22 protein-coding genes are annotated in these 26,956 nt (G+C 31.5%); 13 read left to right on the plus strand and 9 right to left on the minus strand.

Annotation, left to right across the window (positions count from 1 at the left end; all coding sequences use genetic code 11):
• The first annotated feature begins 73 nt into the window (after nucleotides 1-73).
• From V9L05_RS16065 to V9L05_RS16085, 5 genes are all read left to right on the plus strand, one after another.
• The gene (locus V9L05_RS16065; RefSeq protein ID WP_338812872.1) at nucleotides 74-634 is read left to right on the plus strand and encodes a Crp/Fnr family transcriptional regulator; all 561 of its coding nucleotides are present in this window, start codon (nucleotides 74-76) and stop codon (nucleotides 632-634) included.
• Between the two features lie 322 nt (nucleotides 635-956).
• Nucleotides 957-2,960, plus strand: a complete 2,004-nt coding sequence (mrdA, locus tag V9L05_RS16070; protein ID WP_338792202.1) for a penicillin-binding protein 2 — start codon at nucleotides 957-959, stop codon at nucleotides 2,958-2,960.
• Nucleotides 2,961-3,010: 50 nt separating this feature from the next.
• Nucleotides 3,011-4,423 (plus strand): hypothetical protein, encoded by a 1,413-nt coding sequence (locus tag V9L05_RS16075; RefSeq protein WP_338812874.1) that lies wholly within the window; start codon nucleotides 3,011-3,013, stop codon nucleotides 4,421-4,423.
• A gap of 43 nt (nucleotides 4,424-4,466) precedes the next feature.
• Nucleotides 4,467-5,696 carry a glycosyltransferase gene (locus tag V9L05_RS16080; protein WP_338812876.1) on the plus strand — a complete coding sequence of 410 codons (1,230 nt, stop codon included), beginning with the start codon at nucleotides 4,467-4,469 and terminating at the stop codon, nucleotides 5,694-5,696.
• A 364-nt stretch (nucleotides 5,697-6,060) separates the two neighbouring features.
• Nucleotides 6,061-8,043, plus strand: coding sequence for an OmpA family protein (locus V9L05_RS16085; RefSeq protein ID WP_338812877.1), 1,983 nt, complete (start codon nucleotides 6,061-6,063; stop codon nucleotides 8,041-8,043).
• Between the two features lie 79 nt (nucleotides 8,044-8,122).
• Here V9L05_RS16085 and V9L05_RS16090 read toward each other — a convergent pair whose 3' ends face one another.
• The gene (locus V9L05_RS16090; RefSeq protein WP_338812878.1) at nucleotides 8,123-8,899 is read right to left on the minus strand and encodes a phosphosulfolactate synthase; all 777 of its coding nucleotides are present in this window, start codon (nucleotides 8,897-8,899) and stop codon (nucleotides 8,123-8,125) included.
• 538 nt (nucleotides 8,900-9,437) lie between these two features.
• Here V9L05_RS16090 and V9L05_RS16095 point away from each other — a divergent pair.
• Nucleotides 9,438-9,962, plus strand: coding sequence for a thioredoxin family protein (locus V9L05_RS16095; RefSeq protein WP_338812879.1), 525 nt, complete (start codon nucleotides 9,438-9,440; stop codon nucleotides 9,960-9,962).
• A 175-nt stretch (nucleotides 9,963-10,137) separates the two neighbouring features.
• Nucleotides 10,138-10,638: a 5-(carboxyamino)imidazole ribonucleotide mutase gene (gene purE / locus V9L05_RS16100; protein WP_338812880.1), complete on the plus strand. Its 501-nt coding sequence runs from the start codon at nucleotides 10,138-10,140 to the stop codon at nucleotides 10,636-10,638.
• 59 nt (nucleotides 10,639-10,697) lie between these two features.
• Here the strand turns inward: purE and V9L05_RS16105 are convergent, their stop codons facing one another.
• Entirely contained in the window at nucleotides 10,698-12,053 is a 1,356-nt protein-coding gene (locus V9L05_RS16105; protein WP_338812882.1) for a hypothetical protein, read from the minus strand.
• A gap of 216 nt (nucleotides 12,054-12,269) precedes the next feature.
• Between V9L05_RS16105 and V9L05_RS16110 the strand changes: the two genes are divergently transcribed.
• The 3 genes from V9L05_RS16110 (at nucleotide 12,270) to V9L05_RS16120 (ending at nucleotide 14,819) form a co-directional block, all read left to right on the plus strand.
• Entirely contained in the window at nucleotides 12,270-12,902 is a 633-nt protein-coding gene (locus tag V9L05_RS16110) for a hypothetical protein (protein ID WP_338812883.1), read from the plus strand.
• Between the two features lie 135 nt (nucleotides 12,903-13,037).
• The gene (locus tag V9L05_RS16115; protein ID WP_338792193.1) at nucleotides 13,038-13,586 is read left to right on the plus strand and encodes a 30S ribosomal protein S16; all 549 of its coding nucleotides are present in this window, start codon (nucleotides 13,038-13,040) and stop codon (nucleotides 13,584-13,586) included.
• 366 nt (nucleotides 13,587-13,952) lie between these two features.
• A complete protein-coding gene (locus V9L05_RS16120) occupies nucleotides 13,953-14,819 on the plus strand; it encodes a lysophospholipid acyltransferase family protein (RefSeq protein WP_338812884.1) in 867 nt (288 codons plus the stop codon).
• 145 nt (nucleotides 14,820-14,964) lie between these two features.
• Here the strand turns inward: V9L05_RS16120 and V9L05_RS16125 are convergent, their stop codons facing one another.
• From V9L05_RS16125 to V9L05_RS16140, 4 genes are all read right to left on the minus strand, one after another.
• Nucleotides 14,965-15,429 carry a lipocalin family protein gene (locus tag V9L05_RS16125; RefSeq protein WP_338812885.1) on the minus strand — a complete coding sequence of 155 codons (465 nt, stop codon included), beginning with the start codon at nucleotides 15,427-15,429 and terminating at the stop codon, nucleotides 14,965-14,967.
• A gap of 225 nt (nucleotides 15,430-15,654) precedes the next feature.
• Nucleotides 15,655-17,784: an amino acid carrier protein gene (locus tag V9L05_RS16130; RefSeq protein WP_338812886.1), complete on the minus strand. Its 2,130-nt coding sequence runs from the start codon at nucleotides 17,782-17,784 to the stop codon at nucleotides 15,655-15,657.
• Between the two features lie 484 nt (nucleotides 17,785-18,268).
• The gene (gene dnaJ / locus V9L05_RS16135) at nucleotides 18,269-19,420 is read right to left on the minus strand and encodes a molecular chaperone DnaJ (protein ID WP_338812887.1); all 1,152 of its coding nucleotides are present in this window, start codon (nucleotides 19,418-19,420) and stop codon (nucleotides 18,269-18,271) included.
• Between the two features lie 120 nt (nucleotides 19,421-19,540).
• Nucleotides 19,541-20,143 (minus strand): nucleotide exchange factor GrpE, encoded by a 603-nt coding sequence (locus V9L05_RS16140; RefSeq protein ID WP_338792189.1) that lies wholly within the window; start codon nucleotides 20,141-20,143, stop codon nucleotides 19,541-19,543.
• 524 nt (nucleotides 20,144-20,667) lie between these two features.
• On the opposite strand from V9L05_RS16140, the gene V9L05_RS16145 reads away from it, so the two are divergent.
• From V9L05_RS16145 to V9L05_RS16155, 3 genes are all read left to right on the plus strand, one after another.
• Entirely contained in the window at nucleotides 20,668-21,354 is a 687-nt protein-coding gene (locus V9L05_RS16145; RefSeq protein ID WP_338792188.1) for an N-acetylmuramoyl-L-alanine amidase, read from the plus strand.
• 224 nt (nucleotides 21,355-21,578) lie between these two features.
• Complete coding sequence (locus tag V9L05_RS16150) at nucleotides 21,579-21,974, plus strand: Rho termination factor N-terminal domain-containing protein (RefSeq protein WP_338812888.1); 396 nt, start codon at nucleotides 21,579-21,581, stop codon at nucleotides 21,972-21,974.
• 36 nt (nucleotides 21,975-22,010) lie between these two features.
• Nucleotides 22,011-22,265, plus strand: coding sequence for a Rho termination factor N-terminal domain-containing protein (locus tag V9L05_RS16155; RefSeq protein WP_338792186.1), 255 nt, complete (start codon nucleotides 22,011-22,013; stop codon nucleotides 22,263-22,265).
• Between the two features lie 38 nt (nucleotides 22,266-22,303).
• Here the strand turns inward: V9L05_RS16155 and V9L05_RS16160 are convergent, their stop codons facing one another.
• From V9L05_RS16160 to V9L05_RS16170, 3 genes are all read right to left on the minus strand, one after another.
• Entirely contained in the window at nucleotides 22,304-23,272 is a 969-nt protein-coding gene (locus V9L05_RS16160; RefSeq protein WP_338792185.1) for a KpsF/GutQ family sugar-phosphate isomerase, read from the minus strand.
• A gap of 228 nt (nucleotides 23,273-23,500) precedes the next feature.
• The gene (locus V9L05_RS16165) at nucleotides 23,501-25,966 is read right to left on the minus strand and encodes a tetratricopeptide repeat protein (RefSeq protein WP_338812890.1); all 2,466 of its coding nucleotides are present in this window, start codon (nucleotides 25,964-25,966) and stop codon (nucleotides 23,501-23,503) included.
• A gap of 139 nt (nucleotides 25,967-26,105) precedes the next feature.
• Nucleotides 26,106-26,915 carry a universal stress protein gene (locus V9L05_RS16170; protein WP_338792183.1) on the minus strand — a complete coding sequence of 270 codons (810 nt, stop codon included), beginning with the start codon at nucleotides 26,913-26,915 and terminating at the stop codon, nucleotides 26,106-26,108.
• Nucleotides 26,916-26,956 lie beyond the last annotated feature (41 nt).

Consider the following 26,956-nt stretch of genomic DNA (forward strand, 5'->3'; position numbering starts at 1 on the left):
AATAAAGTGCAAAGAAAGGCAAGAATCAGTAGAAGGGAAAGGACATTTGTCCCAACTAAAAAAAATAGTAAAAATGATTAGAACTAATTCGGAATTACTTGAATATGTAAGTAGGAATATAAAAAATACTACAACCTATTTTATTGAAGAAAAAATTCCAAAAAATCACATTTTAATTGAGCAAAATCAAAAAGTACCTTATGCTTATGTGATCCAAACAGGAATTGCAAAGTGTTATCTTACAGAAGACACAGGAAATGATTTTATACAAGAGTTTTTTGGAGAAGGTGAGCTTTTCGGAGAAATAGAAATAATCAATGAAAGTCTGAGTTTTTGTGCCATAGAATCTATTTCAGATATGGTGGTATATAAAATCTCTAAGATTCATTTTTCAGAACTTTTGCAAAATGATAAAGAATTCAATGCACTTATTGTAAAAGCCATGGCTAATAAAATCAAGTATAAAGCTATAAGGCATTCTCACAATCAGTCTCATTCTATTAAATCAAATTTATTGAGATTAAAAAAACAGTTTCCCCAACTAATGAAAATTATTTCAAAACAAGACATTGCTAATTACTTAGGAATTACACTTCGCAGCTTTAATAGAATTTTGAAAGAGATTGATAAATAGGTGGAAAATAAGAATAAAGTGAAGAGTTAATTGTTAATTTGGTTGAATTATGATTTTTTAAATCAACAATAGGATTTATTCTATATAAGCTGTTTTTCCTTCGATAAAAAAATAAAGACTGGTATCATTTTTAGATTATTTATAATAGTAATTATTCTAAATAAGTGGGATAAAGTGCTTAACTTTGTGGTACTTATAGAAAAGTGTATCAAAATGAAAGAAAAACTCATTTTATTTTTGATACAAAACAAAAAAACTTCCAAAAACTAATCTCTGCCGTTGTTGGTGTTTATCTACCAATAACTATTAAAAATATTCAGATTTGAACGACCTTCGAAGATATATCATTCAAGTAGCTATTTTAGTAGTTTTGTTAATCTATGGTTTCCAACTACTTTGGTTGCAAGTCATTTCCGATGATTTTCAACAGCAAGCTCAAAATACTTCTACACGAACAAATATTTTATACCCTCCTCGTGGTCTTGTTTATGATAGAAATGGAAAATTATTAGTTGAAAATAATCCTGTTTTTGATATAGAAATTATAGCAAAAGAGTTTAAATTAGAACCTAATGATACCACTCGTTTGTGTGAGCTTTTGCGTATTTCCTTAGAAGAATTTAGAGATAAGTTACAGAAAGCAAAGCATGGCTTGCAGCGTTATAAGCCTTATCTATTTATAAAACAGATGTCAGTAGAGAATTATGCCAAAATTCAGGATGAACTCTCTGATTATGAAGGTATTTATCCAAATGTAAGAACGATTCGTAAATATCCATACTCTTCTTTCTCTGGTGGTTTGGGATATGTGCGTGAAATCGACCAAAGAATGCTTTCTAAAGACACAGCAGACTATTACCGACGTGGAGATATGCTTGGTATTAGTGGAATAGAGAGAAGCTATGAAAAAGAATTAAGAGGAAAAAGAGGCGTACAGCAGGTTATGTATGACCGTTTGGGAATTGCTAGAGGAGCTTTCAAAGATGGACAATATGACACACTTCCAGAAGCAGGAATGACCCTTCAAACTACAATAGATGCCGAACTTCAAACGTATGGAGAGTATTTGATGCAAAACAAAATTGGTAGTATTGTCGCCCTTGACCCAAAAACGGGTGAAGTATTATCGATGGTTTCTGCACCTACTTTTGATCCAAATTTATTAACAGGAGAAGGAACAGAAGTAGCCAAAAATTATTTAATGCTTTCTCAAGATCCAACAAAACCACTTTATAATCGTGCTTTACAAGCAGCCTATCCCCCTGGTTCTACATTTAAGATTGTACAGGCTCTGATTGGTTTGCAAGATGGTGTTTTAGATACAGTTCATACTTCATTTAGCTGTTCGAAAGAATTGGTAAACTGTCATAATCATCCTTCGCCATTGAATATACATGGTTCTATTCAGCACTCTTGTAATCCATTTTATTATAAATCTTTTATCCGAATCATTCGTCAGCATCGTTCAGAAAATGATAAAGAGGATACTCGTGTTGGTTTGGATAGTTGGCATGACCATGCTTTATCGTTTGGTTTTGGTAGACAGTTAGGTATAGATTTACCTTATGAAAGCAGAGGACTTATTCCCTCAACAGCCTATTATGATAAAATTGCTGAACGTCGTGGGTATGGTTGGAAGTTAGGAAATATATATTCCCTCAGTATTGGACAGGGAGAGATGAGTGCTGTTCCATTACAACTGGCTAATTTTGCAGCTATTCTAGCTAATAGAGGACATTATTACATTCCTCATGTTGTTAGAGCAATAAATGATACTACTTTGGTAGATATAAAATACAGAACAAAGCAAAAAACGACAGTAGATGAAAAATATTTTCCTTATGTTGTTGATGCTATGGCTGATGTAGTTCGTGCAGGAACAGCACGTAGAGCAAGAATAGATGATATTATTGTTTGTGGAAAAACAGGAACAGTTCAGAATCCACACGGAGAAGACCATTCTATTTTTATAGCCTTTGCACCAAAAGATAATCCCAAAATTGCGATAGCTGTTATAGTAGAAAATGCAGGTTTTGGAGGAACATGGGCAGCTCCAATAGCAAGTTTGATGATAGAAAAATATATTAACGATACCATTTCTGATGCAAATGTAAAGTATAAAGAACAGAGAGTTGTAGAACTAAATCTAATAGAGCAAGAAAAAATACGATTAGAGAAAGAAGAAGAAAGAAAAAGACAAAAAATGCAAAAAAAGAAGGAGGAAAAACAAGCTATACTCATTACACAAAAGAATAATACTGCTAAAGAAAATACAGAAAAATCTAATATTGTATTAGCAGAAGCAAAAAGAGAAGATGAAGAATAGAATCTGAAAGAATTTTCTTTTTTTTTATAAGATAACCGTATTGAAATAAAATGAATCCACGTTATTTACTACTTTATTTACCTGTTTTTTTTGCTTTTTTAATTCATTCTACAAATCATTCATTAGCTTATTGGACAGCTTGGGGAGGTTCTTTTTGGATATATCTGATTACTTTTACAGGAGTAGTTAAAGAACTTCCAACTGACCGTCCTATCTTAGATCAAGTATTTCGTCCTTTCTTTTTGGTACATCTCATTTTTTCAGGCTATATGGCTGTAACCTCTGTATTCTTTTATTTAGATGCAATGGGTTATTTTTATTTAGATAAAGTAAAAGCAGAAGAATCCTATGTTTATATTTCTACTATTGCATATTGTCAAATTTTATATTGTTTAGGACATGCTGCTTATGTGCATGGACTACTGTTATTTTCAACATATAAAGTTCCCAAATATATTATTAAAGTTTCTTCTCAAACTTCTATATCTAAAATACTCTTTTTAGCGACTTTATTTTTCTTTGTAGGAAGCATTACTTTTAGATTTTTACCTGGAGGGTCACAATTTTTAAGTCAATTTCAACTTTCTATGGCTGTTTTTGCTGTGTTTTCATTTGGATATTCTTTATTAGAGAACGAAAAAAAATATATATTCATAACAGGAATATTATTTTTTTATGGAGAGTTTCAAGCATTAATTTCTGGTTGGAAAGAATTTACAGTTCTTCCTATATTACTTTTAGCAGCTATTTTATGGTCAAACTACAAAAAGATAATCCTAATAGCTTCTCCTTTTATGTTATTTCTCTTTTTATTTGTAATTCCTTATTATACAGGAATTGTTAGAGGGTTGAGCTGGGGAGGTGAGGTAGAATCTACACAGGCTGCATCTATAGCCTTAGAAAAAATACAAAATGAAAATGTTGATGGTCTGTTAGATGACAATTGGCTATTTTTAACCTATCGACTCTCTGAGATAAAAATGTTTATGGTATACGTAGATAAAATACCTGTTGAAGTTCCTTATATGACACAAGATATTTTTATTCAGTCACTAGAATCTATTCCTCCCCGTATTCTTTATCCAGACAAACCAGTTCCTGAAGAAGTGATTATGGATAGAGTATATAAAATAGGTGCAGTAGGTAGAGGTACTACAGTATCAGCCAAACCTGCTTTTATTGCAGATTCATATATTGTAGGGGGAGAACTAGGTGTCTTTTTTTGTTTGTTTTTGTTAGGTATTTTAGTTACTTTTTTATCTAAAAAAGCAGAATCACTTTTTGGTGGATATGCCATTGGATCAGGTTGTATATTTTTAGGGTTATTTTATATTTTGATAAGAGGAAATGCTTTTGAATATGTAGTCAGTTCTGTATTTTGGAGTGTATTTACGATGTATTTATTGTTTCATATAGCAAGAAGATTTGATTTACTTGTCAAGAATCCCAATTATGAGTCTTAATAATAGCTATATTTTACCTCAGTAATCTTAAAAAAATAATTAATTGAATATTCTTCATATTACCCCTTCTTACAAACCTGCTTATATCTATGGAGGAACTACTGTATCGATAAGCCGATTGTGTGAAGCTCAAGCTCATTTTATAAATAGTCAGACTATAAAAAATAATAAATCAGCTAATAAAGTTACTGTTTATACAACAACAGCAAATGGAAATGAAGAACTAGATATTGAGAGTAATAAGCCTCTTTTAGTAGATGGTGTAGAAGTTTGGTATTTCGAAAGACAAACCAAAGACCATACTCACTTTTCTATCGGACTTCTAAAAAAACTATTCCAAACAGCTCAAAACTTTGATGCTATTCATGTGCATTCGTGGTGGAATACTGTTGTTATTTTTTCTGTTTTGATATGTATTTTGAAAGGAGTAAAAGTAATTGTTGCTCCTCGTGGAATGCTTGGTGAATATACATTGCAATCACAAAAAAAATCTCCTAAGAGTATTTTTCATAAATTTTTAGGCAAAAAGCTACTAAAAAAATCATATTTACATCTCACAGCGCAAATAGAAAGAGAAGAAGTAAATTATATCAAAGATAATCGTGTTTTTGTATTGCCTAATTTATTATCTATTCCTATTAATCAAAATAAAATAGAAAAAACAGACACACAAGATAAAGAAGATACTAATACTTTCAAATTAGTCTTTATGTCTAGGATTCATCACAAAAAAGGACTAGAAATTTTGATTGAAGCCATTTCACAACTTGAGAAGCAAAACAATGAAAATTCAAAAATAAATCTGCAACTTGATTTGATAGGAAAAAGTGAAATTATAGAGTATCAAAATTCTTTACAAAAACTGGTTATTCAAAATAATTTAGAAAACAAAGTAAAATGGATAGGTTGGTTAGAAGGAAACCAAAAATTTGAACATCTAGAAAAATCTGATCTTTTTGTACTACCTTCCTTTAATGAAAATTTTGCCAATGTAGTTATAGAATGTTTAAGTACAGGAACGCCTGTTTTGGTTTCAGATAAGGTAGGGTTAGCTGATTATGTAAAAGAAAAAGATTTAGGCTGGGTTTGTAAAACAAATAATATAGATTCTTTACTTCAAACTTTAGAAATAGCTATTAATGACAAAATAAAAAGAGAAAAAATCCGACAAATTGCTCCTCAAATTATTCAAAATGATTTTTCTTCTCAGAAATTAGCTCAAAAATATATAGAAATGTATCAAAAAATTAAAGATACAAACCAAACCATATAACACTTAAGAAATAACTACGAATTCGACCTATTCAATATTAGTTATGTGTTTTTGAATAGTAGTTTATCTAATTCTTACTCCTAAAGAGCTACAAAGCTAATTTGATTTATAAGTTGGATTTTTTTTAATTTATTAAATTTTCAACAAAGTCTAGTAAGACTGGGTTTGTGTATTTAATAAAACGACTTTTTTGCTCATTTTTTAATTACTTTAAAATATTTTTGTCTAATTTGGTTCGGTTCTTAGAATATAATCAATAAGATAATTAAGTAATTTATGAATGTTATTGACGTTCTGTCACTAAATTAAGAGTTAAGCTGTCAACAGTTATCAACCGAAAAAATAACAAACCAAATTTATAGATATGAAAAATTCGTATTCAATGGTATTAAATCCTAACAAATATATAGTAACGATTCTGTTTTTCGTACTATCATTCTTTACATTATCTTCTTCCTTCTCACAAGGAACAAGCAATCGGAGAGCGCAAACGGCTTATAAAAATGGACAAGATTATATTGCAAATAGAGATTTTGATCGTGGAATACAATCTTTTGAGAAAGCTGTGTCGTTAGATAATGACTATTTTGAAGCACATTATGCACTTGGAAGTTATTATCATATACTTCGTAACAAGGCAAAATCTAAATTGCATTTTAAAGAAGCTGCACGAATTGTACCGAACGACCCAAAAAGAGTTAATTTGTATATGGTAGTTGCAGGAGATTATTTGGAAGAAGGAAAATACGAAAAAGCAAATAAATTATATCAAAAATCATATCAATATGCTAAATCTCAGTCTGAAAAAAACAGTGCTACAAGAGGTTTGGCAATTTGTAAATTTGCAGAAACAGGAATTAAAAATCCTTTAGACATAAAGCCAGAACGTGTAACTGATGTGATTAATGCTAGAAAACTACAGTATTTTGCTGTCTTAACTGCTGATGAAGAAGAAATGTATTTTACAGCAAGAGAAAGTAATCATCCTAGAGCTGATGAAGATATTTTGAGAAGTGTAAAAAAAGATAGTATATGGCAGACTCCTGAAAAAGTAACAGAGCTAAATACTCAAACAAATGAAGGAACGTGTACAATTTCGGCAGACGGACGTACAATTATTTTTACTATTTGCGAAGGTAGTGAAAGACGAGTTTACGGACGTTGTGATTTATTTATTAGTGAAAAACAAGGTGATAAATGGTCTGAACCTAAAAATATGGGTAATCTCATTAATACAAGTAATTGGGAGTCTCAAGCCTCTCTTTCAGCAGATGGGCGAACACTTTATTTTATTTCTGATAGAAGTGGAGGTTTTGGAAAAACAGATATTTGGAAATCTACCCGTAATGAAAAAGGAGAATGGGAAGCCCCTCAAAATTTAGGAAGTCAAGTAAATACAGCAGGCGAAGAGTATAGTCCGTTTATTCATGTAAATGGCAGAACATTATTCTTTTCTTCTGATGCTCATTTAGGTTTTGGAGGATTTGATTTATTCAAAACAGAAATAGATGAAAACTCAGCAAAAGGTTGGACTAAACCTCAAAATTTGGGTTATCCGATAAATACTTATACTGACCAACAAAGTCTCTTTGTTACAGCAGATGGAAAAACAGCTTATTATGCAGATGGAGAAACAGAGCTTCAAGTAGATAAGCAAAATAATATAATAGGTCAAGATTTGAGTAATAGTTTTATTTATAAATTTGAAATGCCTAAAGAAATTGAAATTATAGTCAGTAGATATATAAAAGGAACTGTTTATGATGCCAAGACAAAAGAAAAACTAGGTGCAAGTATAGATTTATATAACCTGACTAACAAAACTATTCAGTCTTCTATAAAATCAGACCCACGAAATGGAAAGTATCTTTTTGTTTTAAATGAAGGTTCAAATTATGCCCTTAATGTAAACAAAGAAGGTTATTTATTTCAAAGTCTTGCTTTTGATTATTCAGAAGGAACACAAGAAAATATAGTTGTAGATATTTATTTAGAGAAAGCTGAAAAAGGCTCAAAGGTAGTTCTGAATAATATTTTCTTTGATACTGACAAATGGGATTTAAAAGATGAATCAAAAACAGAATTGGATTTAATAGTAAGGTATATGCAAACAAATCCGAAAATCAAAGTGCAAATTTCTGGACATACAGATAACGTAGGAGATAAAACCTATAATCAAAAACTATCTGAAAAACGTGCTACTTCGGTAGTAGACTATTTGATAAATGCAGGAATTCCGAAGACACAATTAGTAATTAAAGGTTTTGGAGAAGTAAAGCCACAAGTAGAGAATAATTCGCCAGAAAATAAAGCAAAAAATAGAAGAATTGAATTTGAGATTTTGTAGAGTTTTTTTTGACATAAAAAATAGCATAGATTATTATTAGTACCCTATGCTATTTTTGTTTTTTACCAATGAGAAATAATTATTTCTTTCCATTCAAAAAGAAATCAAAAGTATCTCCACGAAGCCCTAAACGAATAGTTTCTAAAGGAACAAGTTCGTTAGGAGCGATATTTCCCAAGTTTACATTTGCACCAATGAGTTTGATAAAATAAACTTGTTGTGCTTTTTGAGGAGCTTCCCAAATAATTTTCTCAGCAGGAATTTTGGTCAAAATTTCTTGTACAAGTCCTGAGCGAACTTCACCAGTAGAACGAAAAAGCCCTACATTTCCACCTTCTCTAGCTTCTCCAATTACTTTCCAAGCTCCTGCTTCTAATTCGTCTTGCATAAGCTGAATCCATTGATAAGGAGCAATTATTTTTTCAGCATCTTTTGATCCTACTTCTGAAAGAACGGTTACTTGTTTAGAGAAACGCTCAATAAGTTTACATTTCTCTTCGTGATCTAAATCTAATGAACCATCCGAAATTTCAGCGTATTGCATTCCATATTTATCCAATACTTTTTGATATTCATCTACTTGATTTCTAACCAAAAAAGCCTCAAAAAGTGTCCCACCAAAGTAAGTAGGAATTCCAGCAGCTTTATAAACATCTAGTTTTTCTTGTAAATTTTGAATGACATAAGAGGTAGCCCAACCGAGTTTTACAATGTCTATGTAATCGCCTGCTACACTGATAAGATCTTCTATTTCTCTGACACTTAACCCTTTATCCATTACCATAGTAAGTCCTGATTGACGTGGTTTGGACGGACGATTAGGAATATGAGTGAGTGAGTAGTTTTGTTCTTGCATTTTTTTTTGATTCTAGTGCAATTTGAAAAATGAATATATTGCTCTTTTGCCTATACTTTTTTGATAGATTAAGATATGACTTAGATAATATCATTTATAAAAAAAGAGCAAAAACTAAAGCAAAATTAGGCTACAAAGATATTGAATTTGAATGAAAATTCTGTTAAGATGAAATTTTAGATTATTAAATAATCTAAAATAAAATAATTAATTAGGTTAAACAAGTGTTAAGTATTTTATTAAAAATGCTGCTTTTCTGTATTCTACACTGTTTTTGAGACAAAAATGCCGTTTATTCTAGTAGAAATACTTCTAACGTAACTTCTACTATTAAGTTGCATTTTTTTAAAGAAAACTAAGCACTAATTTTGTTTATATAAGTATGTGTGATTGAATATATTGATTTAGCTGTTCTGAATTTCTCTCTATTAAAGATAAAATTATGATAAAATAAAAAATAAATTTTTCTATCAGCTCTTTCTATCAAAATTACACTTAATAAAAAAACTATCTAAACAATCTTATTCAAAATAATAATATGAAATTTTCCTTATTTGCCTTACCTATTATTGCCATGAGCTTATTCCTTGTAGGATTATGTGGTAATATATTTTCTCCTTCAACTTTCAAAAAAAGCTCTTCTACTACAAAAACTATAAATTTAGAAACTCCTCAAGGTGAAAAAATCGAACTAGATAACCTAAGTAAAAATGAAAAACTAAAAGGAAAATGGATACTTTTAGATTTTTGGGCTTCATGGAACAGTGAAAGCATGAAAGATAGAAATGTATTAAATGAAGTATATTCGCAGTATAATTCTAAGAATTTAGAAATTGTGTCTGTTTCTTTAGATAATTCGAAGGAGCGTTGGAAAACAGCTATTGCTCAAAATAATTCTTCTTGGTTAGAACTTTCAGATTTACAAGGTTGGGAAAGTGCTGTGTGCAATAAATATAAAGTTTCTGGACTTCCCTATCACGTCCTTCTCAATCCAAAAGGCGAGATAGTAAAAACAGCTATTACAAATCAAGAGTTAGTAGAAGTTTTGAAAGAAGTATTATAAATTATCAAAAAAATAAAATTATTGAATCCTTATTGTTGATTGAAAACGATAAGGATTTTTTGGTTTGAAAATTTTGTATAAAACCTTTCAAAAATTCCTTTTCTACTCTCATTTTCTGTAATATTGTACTGAATTTTTAAATAATTTGTAGAATAAAAATTACAAAAAAGAAATTATGGTTTCGATAATAATGGGTAGCCGTTCTGATTTACGAGTAATGGGTGCAGCAGCAGAAGTTTTAGACGAACTTAAAGTAGAATATTCTTTGACAATCGTCTCAGCACACCGTACGCCTGAGCGTTTGTTTGATTTTGCTAAAAATGCAAGAAAAAATGGAATTAAAGTAGTCATTGCAGGTGCAGGAGGAGCAGCACATTTACCAGGGATGGTAGCTTCGCTTACTTCATTGCCTGTAATTGGTGTTCCTGTTAAGTCTTCTAATTCTATTGATGGTTGGGATTCTGTTTTATCTATTTTACAAATGCCTTCAGGTGTTCCTGTGGCTACTGTGGCATTAGATGGAGCAAAGAATGCAGGTATTTTGGCTGCTCAAATTTTGGGTGCGTCTGATGAACAGTTGGCGATTCGTTTAGATCACTTCAAAGAAGCCCTAAAAGAAAAAGTAATTACAGATGTAGAAAATATTGATAAAAATGGATGGAAAGAATTGGTTTAGATTCTGTTTTAAATTTTTATAAAGAAATCCTTGTTGAATCAGTATCAACAAGGATTTTTTTAAATATCATCAAAAAAACTTCCTTCCTCATCTGTTTTTTTGTTCTCATTAACTTTTTGATTTTTTTCTATTTCTTCTTTCTCATCTTCAAAATCTGGAAAATCATAATTATCTAAGTCTTTTTGAGCTTCTCCAAAAATTTCATCATCACTTTCTATCTCGTCAAAGAAATTAGCATCTGTAGTCGTTGGAGGAATTTCTGTAACTGTATTTGTTAGTAATGAGTCATTTATATCTGATTGTTCTTTGAAAATAGGTTCATTACTTTTGTTTTCATCTATTTCATCAAAGAAGTTAGCATCTGTACTTTCTTCTGGAATTGAAGTTGGTAAAGATTCATTTATATCTGATTGTTCCTTGAAAATAGGTTTATTACTTTTGTTTTCATCTATTTCATCAAAGAAATTAGCATCTGTACTTTCTTCTGGAATTGAAGTTGGTAAAGGGGCATTTATATCTGATTGTTCTTTGAAAATAGGTTCATTACTTTCGTTCTCATCTATTTCATCAAAGAAATTAGCATCTGTACTTTCTTCTGGAATTGAAGTTGGTAAAGGCTCATTTATATCTGATTGTTCTTTGAAAATAGGTTCATTACTTTCGTTCTCATCTATTTCATCAAAGAAGTTTGCATCAGTGCTTTCTTCTGGAATTGAAGTTGGTAAAGGCTCATTTATATCTGATTGTTCCTTGAAAATAGGTTCATTACTTTCGTTTTCATCTACTTCATCAAAGAAATTGGCATCAGAATTTATTGTCGAATTGTCTATTTTTTCTAATTTTTCATTATCTTCTAAGTCATCAAAAAAACTAGAAGAATCAATTTGATTTTCGGTCGTTTTAGTTATAGAGTTATTTTCTTCAATTTCATCAAAAAAATTGCTTTCAGAAATGACTTCTTTATTTTCAATTTCTTGATTATTTTCAGTAGTATTTTCTAGCTTTTGATTGATTTCTTCTGATGTGTTTTCTGATATTTCTTTATTTTTTGGTACTACTGTTGGCGTTCCCACAAGTTTGTCAAAGGCATTTATAGACTCTGTATTAATATCTAATTCTTCATTTTCTTTGTAATTTTCTGTTTCCAAAATAGCTTGTCTAGCTTCTAGTTCTCGCTTTTCTTTTTCTAATTCTTTCCTATAATTTTCGTCTAACCAAGTGCGTAACACTCTACGGTCTGCCGAACGCAATGCAGCCGTTTGGGTATTGTTTTGTAAAGGATTTGATTTAGCTAGAAAGAGTGCAGCCGTTTGAAAATAAGGATGTTTTTTCAAAACCCTTTCAAAATTAGTTGCATCTGATGAATTAATGGAAGAAAAATCTTCTATAAATTTATTAAAATTGGATGAATTCATGAATTATTGTATGTGCTTTCTGGACAAAAACGTTTTTAGACACTACTAAAACGCTCAAGAGAGATAGAATTGGATAAACTAATACGTAATTTTTACATTTTATTCCACTTTTCCAAATAAAAGCTGATTAATCAATGGTTTTTTCTGATTATATTTGTAAAATTACTGTATCTGTTTACTTTTTTGCCTACCTATTTTTTAAACTACTCTATAAATATGACTAAATTTTTTACTAACAAATGGATTCCCATTGTTGAATATACCAATAAGGAAAGTTATCTCAATGAGGTACAAAAGCAGGTAGATTCTATTTCAGATAAGTTTGTCGGATTGTTTTTTTTACTTGGAGTTTGTCTTGCTCCTATATATAGTACGTGGGTTTTTACTTGGATTACAGCAGGTTGTACCTGTATGTTGTATCTTATAGTTAGGTTAGTTTTGCAAGAAGGTAAACTTTCTAGGGCTTTGATTGCAGTTGTGTATACTATTTTTCTATTACAATTTATAGGTCAGCTTCACGGAATGGCAGAAATGCACTTTTTTTATTTTACTAATGCAGCACTTCTTATTATTTATCAAGATTGGCATATGCAGGTTGTTTATTCGTGTTTAGCTATTGGGCATCATTGTTTTTTGGCACTCATGCAATGGAAATATGGAACTGATCTGGGAGAATATTTTATTGGATATGGAGAAATTACTTTTTTTAGATTATTTTTTCATTTTGGAATAGCCCTTCTAATGTCATTTATTTGTGGATTTTGGGCATATCTAATTCAAAGAATGTACATTACAATTACCTCAAAAAATAAAGGTTTTAATCAAATTGGAGCATTGGAAATTAAATAATGAAGTAAAATATTGTAAATATTAAAATAAAATTCTACCTTTGCAGTCTTGTTTTCTGTATAAGGATAACAAGCTCTATTTTATTTTATTGTAGAGAATTATTTTATTTCAGACCTCTCAAACTTTGTATAAGTTATGGCAACTCGCATTAGACTTGCAAGAAGAGGGCGCAAAAAAGCTGCACGTTTCGAAATCGTGATAGCAGACTCCCGAGCGCCACGTGATGGTAAATTCATCGAAAAAATTGGGACTTATAATCCACAAACTGTTCCTGCTTCTATCGTTATTGACGATGAGAAAGCAATGAAATGGCTTATGGTAGGAGCGCAACCTTCAGAAACAGTAAGAAGAATGTTGCACTATAAAGGCTTAATGTTCCGTAAACATCTTCAATTAGGTGTAAACAAAGGAGCAATTACTCAAGAATCTGCTGATGAAAAGATGGCAGCTTGGAGAGAAGCTAAAGATCAAAAAATTGAAAGCCGTATTTCTAAACTTTCTAGTGATAAGCAACAAGCTGCAAAAGACCGTATGGCTGCTGAAGCTAAGGTAAAAGAAGCTCGTACTGAAGCTATCCGTAAGAAACAAGAAGAAGCTGCTAAAGCTAATGAGCCTGCTGCTGAAGCAAGTGAAGAAGCTCCAGAAGCATCTACGGAAGAAACAACAGAAAATGCAGGAGAATAATTATAAGAAATAATTACGAATTAAAAATTATGATCTGTTAAAGCAGTGAAGGTAATTACGAATGAGTAGTTTATTTAATTTATATTCATAATTATTTACAGATATAGAAAAATTTGAACTTATATCTATTTATAAAAATACTTCTAAACTCTTTTTTATTTTTATTCTATTTTTTTAGAATGATGAATAAGAAAGAGTTTTTTTATAGAAAATGATTTAAGAAAAAATAAAACTACTTACTCTCAAAATATTTGTTTAACTTTTCAGAACCAAACCTAAGTGTATTGCTATTCGTTTAGTATAAAAAGCAAACAAACCAATACACTATTCATACTACCACATTTTATCATTTTTACTTATAAAATAATGGACACACACACACCTATCAAAGAAGAAAAAAATAAAATTCAATCGCCTAAAAAATTTAGAAAAACTAATAAAAGACGTTCTGACAAACAGAAAATGTCTTGGATAAACCAAGTAAAAGATATTAAACTCATCAGAAAAGATCCCTTTGGAAATTTTCTTTTTTTGAAACGAATGCTAGTAGGCGTTCTAGGGGCAGCTACTTATCCACGTTTTAATATTCTGAATAACACAAAAGTAGAAGGTGCAGAGCATTTGATAAACCTTCCTAATAAAGGAGTTATGTTTATTTCCAATCATCAAACTTATTTTGCTGATGTAATGGTCATGTATCATATTTTTTGTAGCGTAAAATGGAAACTTAAAAATATAAACTTTCCTGTTTATCTGCTCAATCCACGTACAAAAATGTTTTATGTAGCTGCCGAAGAAACAATGAAAGATGGAGGCTGGCTGCCTAAATTGTTGGCTTATACAGGCGCAGTAACCATAAAAAGAAGTTGGAGGGCAAAAGGAGAAGAAGTTAATCGGGGAGCTGATACATCTGCCCCCAATAAAATAAAACAAGCCTTAGCAGAAGGATGGGTAGTAACTTTTCCACAAGGAACAACAAAAGCATTTGCACCAGTCAGAAAAGGCTCAGCACATTTGATTCACGAACTAAAACCTATTGTAGTTCCTGTTTACATAAACGGCTTTAGAAGAGCATTTGATAAAAAAGGATTCTTTTTGAAAAAACGGGGTACAAATTTACAAGTAACCTTTAAAAAACCTGTTCAGTTTACAGACGAACATACTATTGAGGATATTCAAAAGTTTATAGAAAAACATGTTAAATTGCCAGAGGAAATGCAGACGGTAAAGTAAATTAATTGAAATACTACTATTAAATTGTAATTTGTTTGTGATCAGATAATTCTATGTATGATTAAAGTAAAATTACTCAATAAAAAAAAGCTATAAAGATTATTTCTTTATAGCTTTTTTTAGGTTTATTGAAAGAGTCAAATTATTATCTCTTAAAATCTGTTGTGATACTTGCTGTAATAGTACCTTGATCAGGATCAATTGTTTCTTCTTCTTGACTACTTATTTTTAAATCTGATTCAGTCAGTGTATCAATAGTATAAATATCTTCATCTTCAGTACTTGCATCAAAGATAATTTCTTTATCTCCATTACTTAGTTTCCAAGTACCTGAATTATCAACTAAATTTCCGTCTTCATCATTTCCTGTAGAATTATATGTGCCATCTGCATTAAATTCTATCATAGTGTTCGAAATATCGTGTGTTTGAGTAGGAAGAATAACACCATTTTGATTTACTGAAATTGTAACAGTTTCACCTTCCCAACGACCTATGATGATAGATTCCTTAATTTCTTCTGTAACATCTTCATCATCTTTTTTACAAGAAGTAAAAAGAGTAGTAAAAGATAAAATGATTAAAAACACGAATAAAAATTGCTTTTTCATAAACATAATAATTGGTTGAATTTTTTTAAAATCTTAAATAAAAGTAAGTTGAAGTGTAACAACGTTACAATATTATAGACCTAAAGACTTCATATTATGCTGCTTTATAGTAGATAAATAGTTTGTGTTTTTACACAAATCCATTACACACAACACCTTACACCTTTAAAAAAGGCTTGAAATTTAGTTTTCAAGCCTTTTTTTATAGTATCTTAATTCAAAGTTTTATTTAAACTTCTTTATTGCACCTGATTTTACTTTTCCAAAATATTCTCTTAAATCCTTCCTCACTTCTGGTGATAAGATTATCAGACCCAAAATATTTGGAAATGCCATTCCCAAAATCATCATATCTGAAAAGTCTACTACTGCACCTAGTTCAATAGAAGCACCAATTACTACAAAAATCAAGAAAACAGCTTTATAAACTAAACTCGCAACTTTGCTTTGTCCGAAAAGATAAGCCCAAGCTCTTTCACCATAATATGACCAAGAAATCATAGTAGAGAAAGCAAACAAAACAATAGCAACAGTCAGTACATAAGGAAACCAAGGAATTGATTTACCAAAGGCTTTTGAAGTCAAGATTGCACCTGATAAACCTTCTGTATTTGCATATTCTCCTGTAAAAATAATTACAAGTGCAGTCATTGTACAAACGATAACTGTATCGATAAATGGCTCTAAAAGTGCCACAATTCCTTCACTTACAGGCTCGTCTGTTTTGGCAGCTGAGTGAGCAATAGAAGCCGAACCTACACCAGCTTCATTAGAAAAGGCTGCACGACGGAAACCTTGTATCAAAACACCAATAAAACCACCAGCAGCAGCTTCAGCATTAAAAGCACCATCAAAAATAAGCATAATTGCATCACCAACAGCAGTAATATTTATCATAATTACGATAAGAGCAGCCAAAACATAAATACCACACATAAACGGAACAATTTTATCCGTTACTTTAGCAATACTTTTGATACCTCCAATGATTACGACACCTACTAAAATGGCAAAACCAACTCCAAACCATACTCCATTACCTACTAAGGCTGGAATTTGTCCTTCCAATTGCGCAAAGGCTTGGTTTACTTGGAACATGTTTCCACCTCCAAAAGAACCACCAATACAAAGCACTGCAAAAGTAACAGCCAAAATTTTACCCAAAACGCCTAAACGTTTTTTAGCTAATCCTTGACTCAAATAATACATAGGACCTCCAAAAACTGTCCCTTCTTTATCAATAATTCTATATTTTACACCCAGTGTACATTCTACAAATTTTGAAGACATTCCTAAAAGACCTGCCGTAATCATCCAAAAAGTTGCTCCTGGTCCTCCAATAGAAATTGCAATAGCAACACTGGCAATATTTCCTAAACCAACAGTAGCTGAAAGTGCCGTAGTAAGTGCTTGAAAGTGAGAAACCTCTCCAGTATCATGTTCAGGGTCATCAAATTTTCCACTTACCAAATCAATTGCGTGTTTGAAACCTCTAAAATTGATAAAATTCATTTTGAAGGTAAAATAAATTGCTCCCAAAACAAGCCAAAAAACAACTAAAGGGATTGATTTTGTTTGTGGTGTTCCATTCGGATTTAAAAGAGGTTGTTCTTTATCATAAGCTATAATTCCTAATACACCACCATTTGTACGAACAACATCTGAAGCATCTTTATTTTGAGTGACATCATAAACTGTCATTCCTTCTTTAAGTGCAATGTTGATTGTTCCGTCAAACTGTGCATAAATTTCTCTATCTCCTTTATTTGAGCTTACAATAGCAATCAAATCGGCTTGTTTTACTTTTGCTTTGTCTTCAACAAGCCATTTTTTTACTGTTATCTTTGTGAGGGATTTGTCTGTTACAAAAGGAGCTTTTACTTTGCCTTCATTGACTTGAATTCTTGGGTCATAGATTCCTATTGCTGCAAATGGGTCAAAAAACAAAACTGTTGCCATTGCATTTACTAGAGGTGTAAAAGTAGCATTTAGATTTTCTCCACCAGATTCTGCTTCTACGACCGTCTGAAACTCAGCCTCTTGATCTGCTGCATCAATTACTTTCAAAGAAACTGTAGCTCCTTCTGTATTTCCTTTACATGTGTCAGCTACAATAGGCGTTGCTGCATTTGACCAATAATAACGATATGGAGGTGTTCCCCCTTGTACTTTTGCTACGACGATTCCATTATTAATACTACCAGATGGATTGATAGTTTCTAGTTTTCCTGTAAGCTCACTTTGAGAAAAAGCAGTAAGAGAAAAGAAAACAGAAAACAGAAGTGTAAGTAAAAAAATGCTACTTTTTGGTAATAGTTTTTTTGTTGTGAAATGCTTTTGTACGGAATAAATCATAAGAAGATGCTATTATATTTTGATAAGTTATTGGGTAAACTAAGTTTAATTAAAATAATCTTTGTGAAGAATCACAAATTAAATAGATATGCAAATTAAGTCAAAATTTACTTTATATAACATAAAAGTTGCTAAAAAAGGTGTATTTTGGAAAGGGACTATTGATTTTAACTAAAAAGTAGCTTTAAAATTCCTTATAAATGATAATTTTTATATGTCCTTATTTGCATGATATGGATAAATGAGTGGATTTTATTTTATCTAAAGACCTTACTATTTCTCATACACAAACTTAATTACAGGCGTAATATTTTAATGCATGATACTTCTGAGAAAAAAATGTTTAATTCTAAAGACCTGAATGCAAAATATATCATTAAGAGGTGTACACACAAAAAATCCATTCAGAAAATAATTTTTCTAAATGGATTTTTCTTATAAAAATATATCTTATCATTGTTGGTGTCTTACCAACGCCATAAATTTAATGAAAAAATTCTTTGACTTTATCAAAAAACGAACGGTCTTGTTTGTCTAAATCAGGAGCAAAGTTATCTGCTGTTTTTAGTTTTTCCATTTCTTTGCGTTCTTCTTTAGTGAGTTTTTGAGGAATCCAAACATTGACATGAATAAGCTGATCGCCTGTTTCATAAGTGTTGTAAGGACGAATCCCTTTTCCACGCAATCTCAATATTTTTCCTCCTTGTGTTCCTGCATCTATTGGCACTTTCACACTGCCATCAATGGTAGGAACTTCAACAGTTGTTCCCAAGACAGCATCTGGAAAACTGATACACAAATCATAATGTACATTTTTTCCTTCTCTTTTGAGGTATTTGTGTTCTTCTTCTTCAATAAGAATCAATAAATCACCTGCAACGCCTCCTCTTGGTGGGTAGTTTCCTTTTCCTGCCATAGAAAGTTGCATTCCGTCTTCAATTCCTGCTGGAAGTTTTATTTCAGTTACTTCTTCTTTCATCTGAACACCTTCACCACTACACGACTTACAAGGGTCAGTAATGATTGTTCCTTGTCCGTTACACGAAGGACAGGCTGCTGTAGTTACCATTTGTCCAAGCATTGTATTTGTAACACGTCTTACTTGACCGTTTCCGTTACATTGCTTACAAGTTTGTTTGGAAGAGGCATCTTTTGCACCCGAACCATCACAAGTGTCACACAAAACTTGGCGTTTGATTTTGATTTTTTTCTCTACACCATGAGCAATTTCTTGAAGTGTAAGTTTGAGTTTGATACGAACAGAAGAACCTTTTTTCTGACGCTGTCCTCCTCTTCCTCCACCAAAAATATCATCGAAAGGAGAGCCACCTCCACCTCCAAAACCACCACCGAATATATCTCCAAAATGAGAGAAAATATCGTCAGCATTTTGGAAGCCACCACCACCACCATTCATTCCTTGGTGTCCGAAACGGTCGTATTTAGCTTTTTTTTCTGGATTTCCTAAGGCATCGTATGCTTCAGCAGCTTCCTTAAATTTATCTTCTGCTGTTGCATCACCTGGGTTTTTGTCTGGGTGAAACTTGATTGCTATCTTTCGATAGGCTTTTTTGATTTCTTCTGCTGATGAATTGCGTGAAACACCCAACACTTCGTAATAATCTCTCTTGCTCATAACTGGTAATTAAATTTTTCTAATTCTGTAAAGTAGTATGTCACTATTTTTTGATTGTTTTCCTTTTAAATTTAATAAAACTGGTCCAAGTGTAAGTACTTGAACCAATCATTAGCTAGGTTATGCACCTACAACTACTTTAGCAAAACGAACTACTTTATCGTTGAGAAAATATCCTTTTTCTATTTGATCAACTACTTTACCTTTCAATTCTTCTGAAGGTGCTGGCGTAGTTGTGATAGCTTCATGTATATCTGTATCTAATGGTTGTCCAATAGGTGAATCCATTTCTTTAAGTCCTTGTTGCTCTAAAACGGTACGGAAACGCTTTTGTAAAATTCCGATAGCATCAAAAGCAATATCTGCTTTTTGGTCTTGGTCTTCTGTTTGATTTATTGAACCTTCAGCACGCTGAAAGTCATCTAAAACAGGAATAAGCGCAGCCATCATGTTTTTATTAGCAAGCTGTGTATGCTCAATTTTTTCTTTGGCAGTACGACGACGGAAATTTTCAAATTCAGAATACAAACGTAAATGCTTATCTTTCAATTCTAAAAGTTCGGCATGATAATTTGGTTCTGTTGAATTGTCAGTTTCTGTTGTTGTTTCTTCATTTGTTTCTGCCGAAGTGTCCGAAGTAGATTCAGCTTTTGATTCTGAGTTTAGATTTTCTTCAGTTTGGTTATTTGTAGAACCGTTGTCAGAATGATTGTTAGTATTCATACTACTTATATTTTGATTTTATATTTTGAAATAGAATGTCTTTTTTAGGTAGAGAGAATATTTTTTTAATATTATTTATATAAAACTATAGCAAAAAAAAATATAATTTTACTTTCAATACTAGTAAAGAATAAATATTCTCTTATTGTATAAATTAAATAACTTATACTCTAATTATGCTATCAAAAAGGCAATATATTTGCCAAATGTGCTATTTGTTTAGTCACGTGTCAGTTTGACAGATACCTAAATGAAAAATAAATTTTCTTAAAGCAATAAATTAGTTTAACAATTATTTAAAGATTTGGTAATATGCTTAAAAAGCCAAATAAAAATTGGAATTTGGTTTGGTTTTTGAACAATTATAATTAAATTGCGTTGCAAACGTTTTACTATTTGCAAAAAGATAGTTTTGAGTTTATCCTTCAACAAATCATACCCTTTCTTATGATTTATACTTAACTCAAAAATTTCTACCCTTTTCTATACTCTTGTTTAATTTAACTGCTTTCTACTTGCTTATTATGAAGAAAACCTACCTGACCATCACTAGCCTTTTATTTGTTTTATTTTTTATATCTTCTGCTTTTGTATCTTCTACTTCTACTCTAGGTGGTGGCGAAGAAAAATTTATCCCCAAAACAGAAGTTGCTCCAAAACTTTTATCAGATGCATGTTCTCGTACTCGTTCTTCAGATGCTTCTATTACCCACGTAATGCTTCATTTTTGTAGTAATGCAGCTCAAAATCCAGAAAATCCTTACAATTTAAAAGATATTTTGAATGTATTTGAAACCTATAAAGTTTCTGCTCATTATATTATAGACAGAGAAGGAGTTATTCATCATTTAGTAAATGAAAATCGTTCTGCACACCACGCAGGAAAAGGAACACTTTCACACGAAGCACATCGTCACAATGACTTAAATGGACGTTCTATAGGAATTGAAATGATGGCAATTGGAACCCAAAATGAAATGTCAAAATTCATTTCGACTTCTACTTACCAAAAAATAAATAAAAAAGATGTTGGCTTTACAGAAGCTCAATACAAATCTTTAGCTCGTCTTTTACATGATATTGAAAGCCGTCATACAGATATTAGCCACGACCGTAAACACATTGTAGGACACGATGAATATGCACCTTCACGTCGTAGCGACCCAGGTAGTTTGTTTGATTGGAAAAAAATTGGTCTTACAGTTAACTAGACTAAAAATAAAAAGAGTAGAACGAAAAAGGTTTGAGTTTCAATAGAAATTCAAACCTTTTTTTATGAAATAAATTCAAAAACTTTTAACTTGCTTTTGAGTTATTTTATCAAAATACTTAGATTACTGGACATTGTAAATAAATATTGTAGGTATCTCTACTGACGATTTTTACTCCTTATACAGGATTCTATAAATTACTACCTCTACCAAAAAAGAAAAATATGATTATCAAAAGTTTGTTCGAAATCGCTTTTTATAGTTCTTTATTAGTCGCCAAGAAAGTAGGTACTACAATAGGAGAAAATTTGCCTTTTTCTGAAAAGAAAAAACAAAAAAAGGCAATAGCTCCTTTAAAAACTGTACAAGTAAATTTAGAAGAGGAGCAAGTAGAGAATAATCAAGTAACAAAAAAAGAAAAAGGAACAACTCCTAAATCAGAAACAAAAGCTGAAGAACCTAAAAAAATAACTCCAAAACAAGAGGCGAAAATTATGAATTACTCTCTCAAAACTAAAAAAGAGCTATATAAAATAGCACAAGAAATTGACCTTGAGGGACGCTCAACAATGAATAAAGCCGAGCTAATAAAGGCTTTAAGAGAACATTCTGAAAAATAAATTATATTTTAATCTAATTTAAAATTTTTAAAAATTATGGCAAAAGACCACGGAAACTCAATCAAAGACGACGAACGTTATGAAGCTCTTCGCAGAGAAGGATATAGCAAAGAAAAATCAGCTCGCATCGCTAATACCCCAGCCTCAGAAGCAGGAAAAAAAGGAGGAAAGGCAAAGGAGTACGAAGACCGAACTAAAAAAGAACTCTATCAGCAAGCCAAAGAATTAGATATAGAAGGGCGTTCGAAAATGAATAAATCAGAACTTATCGATGCGCTAAGAAATAATTAAAAGGTATAACAGACTTCCTAGTGTGTTGTATAAAAAAATCAATAACTCAAAATATCGTGCATTCTGACAACTCCTAAGCAGTTATTTTTTTCATCTACTACAGGAGCGACATAAATCTGACGCTTTTTATTTTCCATTACGCTCAAAACTTCTGAGAGTCGCATTTGAGGATGCAAAGAGATAGGGTTTCGTGTCATTATTTCTTCTGCTTTTACGGTTAGTGTATCCGAATGAGTCAGAAAACGCCTTACATCACCGTCTGTAATTATTCCTTCTAGTTTAATAGAATTTTCTTCATTTTTACAAACACAAACAGCACCCAAATTATATTTTGTCATTACTATAACAACTTCTTTGAGTGAGTTTTGAGCAGAAACAATTGGTAAGTTTTCCTTACTGTGCATTACATCAGCAGCCGTAAGTAAAAGATTACGTCCTAACTGTCCAGCAGGATGAAAAACAGCAAAATCACTATCTTTAAAGTTTCGTGCTTTTATCAGTGCAGCAGCCAAAGCATCACCAATGACAAGTGAAACCGTTGTGCTACTCATTGGTGCAAGATTCAACGGACAGGCTTCACGCTCAACAGTTGCATCTAAAACTAAATCTAAGTTGTGAGCTAGACGAGTTTCTATATTACTAAAAATGCCTATTGTTTTTGCGCCTACTTTACTGAGTGTTGGAAGCATTTTTACAAGTTCAATTGTAGTTCCACTTTTAGAAAGCATAATTACTATATCACCTTTTGAAACCATCCCCAAATCTCCATGAAGAGCTTCGGAAGCATTTAAAAAAACAGAAGGCGTTCCTGTACTTGCAAAAGTAGCCGAAATTTTGTGTGCAATAATTCCAGATTTGCCTACTCCTGTAACTACAATTTTTCCTTTTGAAGTCAAAATCAGTTCAATAGCCTTTTCAAAGGTAGTTGCAATTTGGTGTTTTGCTTTTTGTAGCGCATCAATTTCTAAATCAAAAACTTCATTGGCTGAATTTAGGTAGGATTGCATTATTACTTTTTTTAGAATGGTTGAAGTCGTTGGTGGAGACACCAACAACGGCAAGGTTTTATTCTGATTTTTTCATTAATCAAAAGTAATAAAAATAGCTTTACGGAATTGTAATTTCTAATAGATTTGAAGTTTTTTAAACTTTTAAGAGGTATTTTGTTGTTAGTGTCGCTTTGCTAAAACACCAACAATGGTAGGAATTCGTAATTTTTAATTAGCTTCGCTACTTTAGCAGGTCGTAATTGTTTCTATTCTAAAACCCATCAAAAGAATATCATCGATTTGTTCTTCATTTTTCATCCAATCTACTATCGTAGTATCTAAAATTTCATGCTGCTCTTCCATCGGTTTTTGATGAATTTCTTGTAATAATGCTCTTAGTTTTTTTATCATAAACTTTCTACCTTCCAAACCTCCAAACTGGTCTTGGTAACCATCTGAAAAAATATAAAACATAGTAGGTGCATTCTCTTCATTCAAATCTATGATATGTGTTTTGAAAGAATCTTCTTTATAGACATCTTTTCCTCCAATTGGTTTTTTATCGCCTTTTAGGGTTTCTATTTCTCCATTTTTTATGTAAAGAAGTGGATTTTTTGCTCCTGCAAACTCTAATATATTTTTTTCTTTGTCATAGACACAAAGTGCCATATCCATTCCATCCCTATTTTCAGTTTCTTGTTGCTTGAGTGTTGTTTGTACGCCTTTGTGAAGCTCGTTCAAAATTTCATGAGGTGTAGTAATTCCTCTTAAATTTACAATTTCATTAAGTAAATCGTTGCCTATCAGCGACATAAACGCCCCTGGAACTCCATGTCCTGTACAATCAATGGCTGTCAATATGACTCTATTGTCTTTTTCGGTTGTCCAATAAAAATCCCCTGAAACAATATCACGAGGTTTAAACAATACAAATCCTTCTGTATTTGCTCCAAAATTTGTAAAAACCTGTGCAGGAGGAACTAAAATTGCATCTTGAATGCGCTGTGCATAACGAACACTATCAGTAACTTTTATATAAAGCTCATTTAATTCTTCACTTTTGTGAGCAATGGCATCACGCTGCATCTGAATTTCTTCCGTTTGTTGTTCTAATTCTACATTTTTCGATTCAATTTGATCTTTTTGTTGTGCTAGTTCTTTATTTTTTTTCTTTGAGCTTAGAAAAGCAAAACCAATAACGAGTAAAATTAATAGCGATAAAATAGCTGCGATAGCAAATATTTTTCGCTGAGCTGCTGATTCTGCTTCTTTTACATTGGCTTCTGCCTGTGCTTCTGCTTGTTTTTTTTCTGCTTCTGCTCGTTCTCTAGCTAATGTTTGTTTGTTTAGGTCAGCTTGCTGTTCTAATCTTTCTACTTCTCGTTTTCTATTAAGTTCTTTTTGTTGTAAATCTTCCACTTCACGTGCTGCTTTTTGAGCATTGAGTTCTTGCTGTGCAATGAGTAGCTCTTGTTTTGTACGCTGTTTTTCTAAGGCTTCTTTTTCTAATCGTTCAGCTTGTAATTCTTGTTTTTGTTGTAATAAAGCTAGTTCTTGATTTTGCTTATCTAGTGTTAGTTCTTGTTCTTTTAATTGTGCTGTTTTTAATTCTTCATCAACCATATATAGTTGTAGTTCTTTTTCTGTTCTTTCTATTAAAAACTGCTGTTGCAAAAGTTCTTGTTGTTTCAAACGTTCTTCCAAAAGTAAAGAATCACGAATATTGAGATGTTTTTCATACGATTTTAGAGCATCTTCATAATTATTATTTGCTTGATTAATTTGTGAAGCTGTTAGGTGAATATCTTTTACTATTTCACGCTGTTTATATTTTTGAGCATAAACTAAAGCAAGTTCGTTATATTCTCTAGCATTATGATAATCTCCTAACTGATAATACAGAGCTGCCATAATATTGTATAAGCGAGCCAACTCTCTAGGTTTATTTTTTGTTTCTACTATATTTATTGATTGTTTTAAAAAGCGCATCGCATTATCATACTGAGCTAGGTTTTGATAAACAATGGCTGTATTTGTAAGAGTAATTGGGTCTTCTTCTAATCCTAATTTTTTTTCTATTTTTCTAGCTTGTTCAAAACTTGTAATTGCCTTATTATAATTCCCTAAAAATTTGTAGGTATAGCCAATATTATTCAGTGTTGCTGCTACGGCTGCCGAATCTCCAATTATTCTATCCATTTCTAATACTTCTTGATTTGCGTCTAAAGCTGTTTGGTAGTCTTTATTGGCTTGGTAGGCTGTTATGAGTTGGCGAAGAGCTTGTATGGTAGCATACGGTTTTTTCTGAGGTAGATAAATTTGTTTTGCATTTTTATAGGCTGTAATGGCTTGTGGGTAGTCTTTTTGAGCCAAATAGGACTCTCCCAAGCGCATCGAAATTACAGCTTGAGTAGATGAGTTTGCATCAATTACTTCTTGTGATTTAGTAAAATATTCAATGGCTTTATCGTGCAAACCTCCATTTTGATAAATAATCCCAATTTCGGTATAGACTTGAAAAAGAGCTTTTTTATCGTTTTGTTTTTCTAATTTATTGACAGCTTGAAGGTAGTAACGGAGTGCGCTTGCTAGTTTTTGCTCACTTTGCTCATGGCGTGCAGATTTGAGTAGCTCTTCTACAGTTTGGCTACTTTGAGCCAAAACAGAAAAGTTAATTCCGATAACCAAGAAAAATACAAACCAAAAACGCATTTTATTCAATTACGAATTAAAAATTAAAAATTATGATATAAACTTCAATAACAAACGAAGTACAAATTTTATTATTCAATTGTATTTTGACTTTCTATTCTCTTGCTTCTAATCTCTCGTTCTAGTTCCTTTGTGCTAATCACAGTTTCACAATCATTACAGGTACTTTGCTTTGAAAACTCATTCCTTGCGAAACACTTCTATGAAAAAGTCCTTCAAAGAAGGAACGCTCTTTTGTTAGCATAACTAATAATTGAGCAGGTTTAACATCTAAAAAGTCACTAATTCCTTCCTGAATACTTTTATTATAAGTAATTTCAAAACTCATTTTTTCTTTTGAAATAGAAGAGTAAATTTTTTGTAATGGTTTTAATTGATAATCAATTAAGTTTTTTTCCTCTTCATTTGTAAAAACATGAAGGCAAGTCAGGTGCGCTCCCAAAATCTCACAAAAGAGTAATAGAGAATCAATAATATCAGCATCTCCTTCATCCAAAGAAAGTGCAAAAACGACATGTTCAATGCTATCTTGTATTTGTATCTCCGAAGGCACAATCAAAATAGAAGAAAGGGTTTGTTCTAAGGTTTGTGAAATAAGCCTTTCAAAAGGTATTCCTTCCCATTGTGAACGGTCTTTTGCTGAAAGAATCAAAATATCAGCATCATGTTTTTTGATAATCTTGATGATATTTTCTTTTTCTCTTCCTTGTTGAATAGAAGTTTCTATTTTGATATAATCTTCTGAATTTTTATAACATTCAAAATCATATTCACTAACAAAAACATGTAATTGATTTTCCAAATCAGACAACAAATGAATTGGGCTATTTTGAGGATAGGTATGATGAACGATTATTTTCGAACCAAATTCTTTAGCAAGCAATATTGCATACTGCAATGATTTTGCAGACGACAAAGAAAAATTAGTTGGAACAAGTAGCGTTTTCATAATTAATTACTCAAATAAACAAGAACAAATAAGTATAAATA

It is taken from the genome of Bernardetia sp. Wsw4-3y2 (genome assembly GCF_037126295.1).
Lineage (GTDB): Bacteria > Bacteroidota > Bacteroidia > Cytophagales > Bernardetiaceae > Bernardetia.

Coding starts and splice junctions, on each gene's coding strand:
- V9L05_RS16065 (WP_338812872.1), top strand. CDS start 74: ATGATTAGAACTAATTCGGAATTACTTGAATATGTAAGTAGGAATATA.
- V9L05_RS16075 (WP_338812874.1), top strand. CDS start 3,011: ATGAATCCACGTTATTTACTACTTTATTTACCTGTTTTTTTTGCTTTT.
- V9L05_RS16085 (WP_338812877.1), top strand. CDS start 6,061: ATGAAAAATTCGTATTCAATGGTATTAAATCCTAACAAATATATAGTA.
- V9L05_RS16090 (WP_338812878.1), bottom strand. CDS start 8,899: ATGCAAGAACAAAACTACTCACTCACTCATATTCCTAATCGTCCGTCC.
- V9L05_RS16095 (WP_338812879.1), top strand. CDS start 9,438: ATGAAATTTTCCTTATTTGCCTTACCTATTATTGCCATGAGCTTATTC.
- purE (WP_338812880.1), top strand. CDS start 10,138: ATGGTTTCGATAATAATGGGTAGCCGTTCTGATTTACGAGTAATGGGT.
- V9L05_RS16105 (WP_338812882.1), bottom strand. CDS start 12,053: ATGAATTCATCCAATTTTAATAAATTTATAGAAGATTTTTCTTCCATT.
- V9L05_RS16110 (WP_338812883.1), top strand. CDS start 12,270: ATGACTAAATTTTTTACTAACAAATGGATTCCCATTGTTGAATATACC.
- V9L05_RS16115 (WP_338792193.1), top strand. CDS start 13,038: ATGGCAACTCGCATTAGACTTGCAAGAAGAGGGCGCAAAAAAGCTGCA.
- V9L05_RS16120 (WP_338812884.1), top strand. CDS start 13,953: ATGGACACACACACACCTATCAAAGAAGAAAAAAATAAAATTCAATCG.
- V9L05_RS16125 (WP_338812885.1), bottom strand. CDS start 15,429: ATGAAAAAGCAATTTTTATTCGTGTTTTTAATCATTTTATCTTTTACT.
- V9L05_RS16130 (WP_338812886.1), bottom strand. CDS start 17,784: ATGATTTATTCCGTACAAAAGCATTTCACAACAAAAAAACTATTACCA.
- dnaJ (WP_338812887.1), bottom strand. CDS start 19,420: ATGAGCAAGAGAGATTATTACGAAGTGTTGGGTGTTTCACGCAATTCA.
- V9L05_RS16140 (WP_338792189.1), bottom strand. CDS start 20,143: ATGAATACTAACAATCATTCTGACAACGGTTCTACAAATAACCAAACT.
- V9L05_RS16145 (WP_338792188.1), top strand. CDS start 20,668: ATGAAGAAAACCTACCTGACCATCACTAGCCTTTTATTTGTTTTATTT.
- V9L05_RS16150 (WP_338812888.1), top strand. CDS start 21,579: ATGATTATCAAAAGTTTGTTCGAAATCGCTTTTTATAGTTCTTTATTA.
- V9L05_RS16155 (WP_338792186.1), top strand. CDS start 22,011: ATGGCAAAAGACCACGGAAACTCAATCAAAGACGACGAACGTTATGAA.
- V9L05_RS16160 (WP_338792185.1), bottom strand. CDS start 23,272: ATGCAATCCTACCTAAATTCAGCCAATGAAGTTTTTGATTTAGAAATT.
- V9L05_RS16165 (WP_338812890.1), bottom strand. CDS start 25,966: ATGCGTTTTTGGTTTGTATTTTTCTTGGTTATCGGAATTAACTTTTCT.
- V9L05_RS16170 (WP_338792183.1), bottom strand. CDS start 26,915: ATGAAAACGCTACTTGTTCCAACTAATTTTTCTTTGTCGTCTGCAAAA.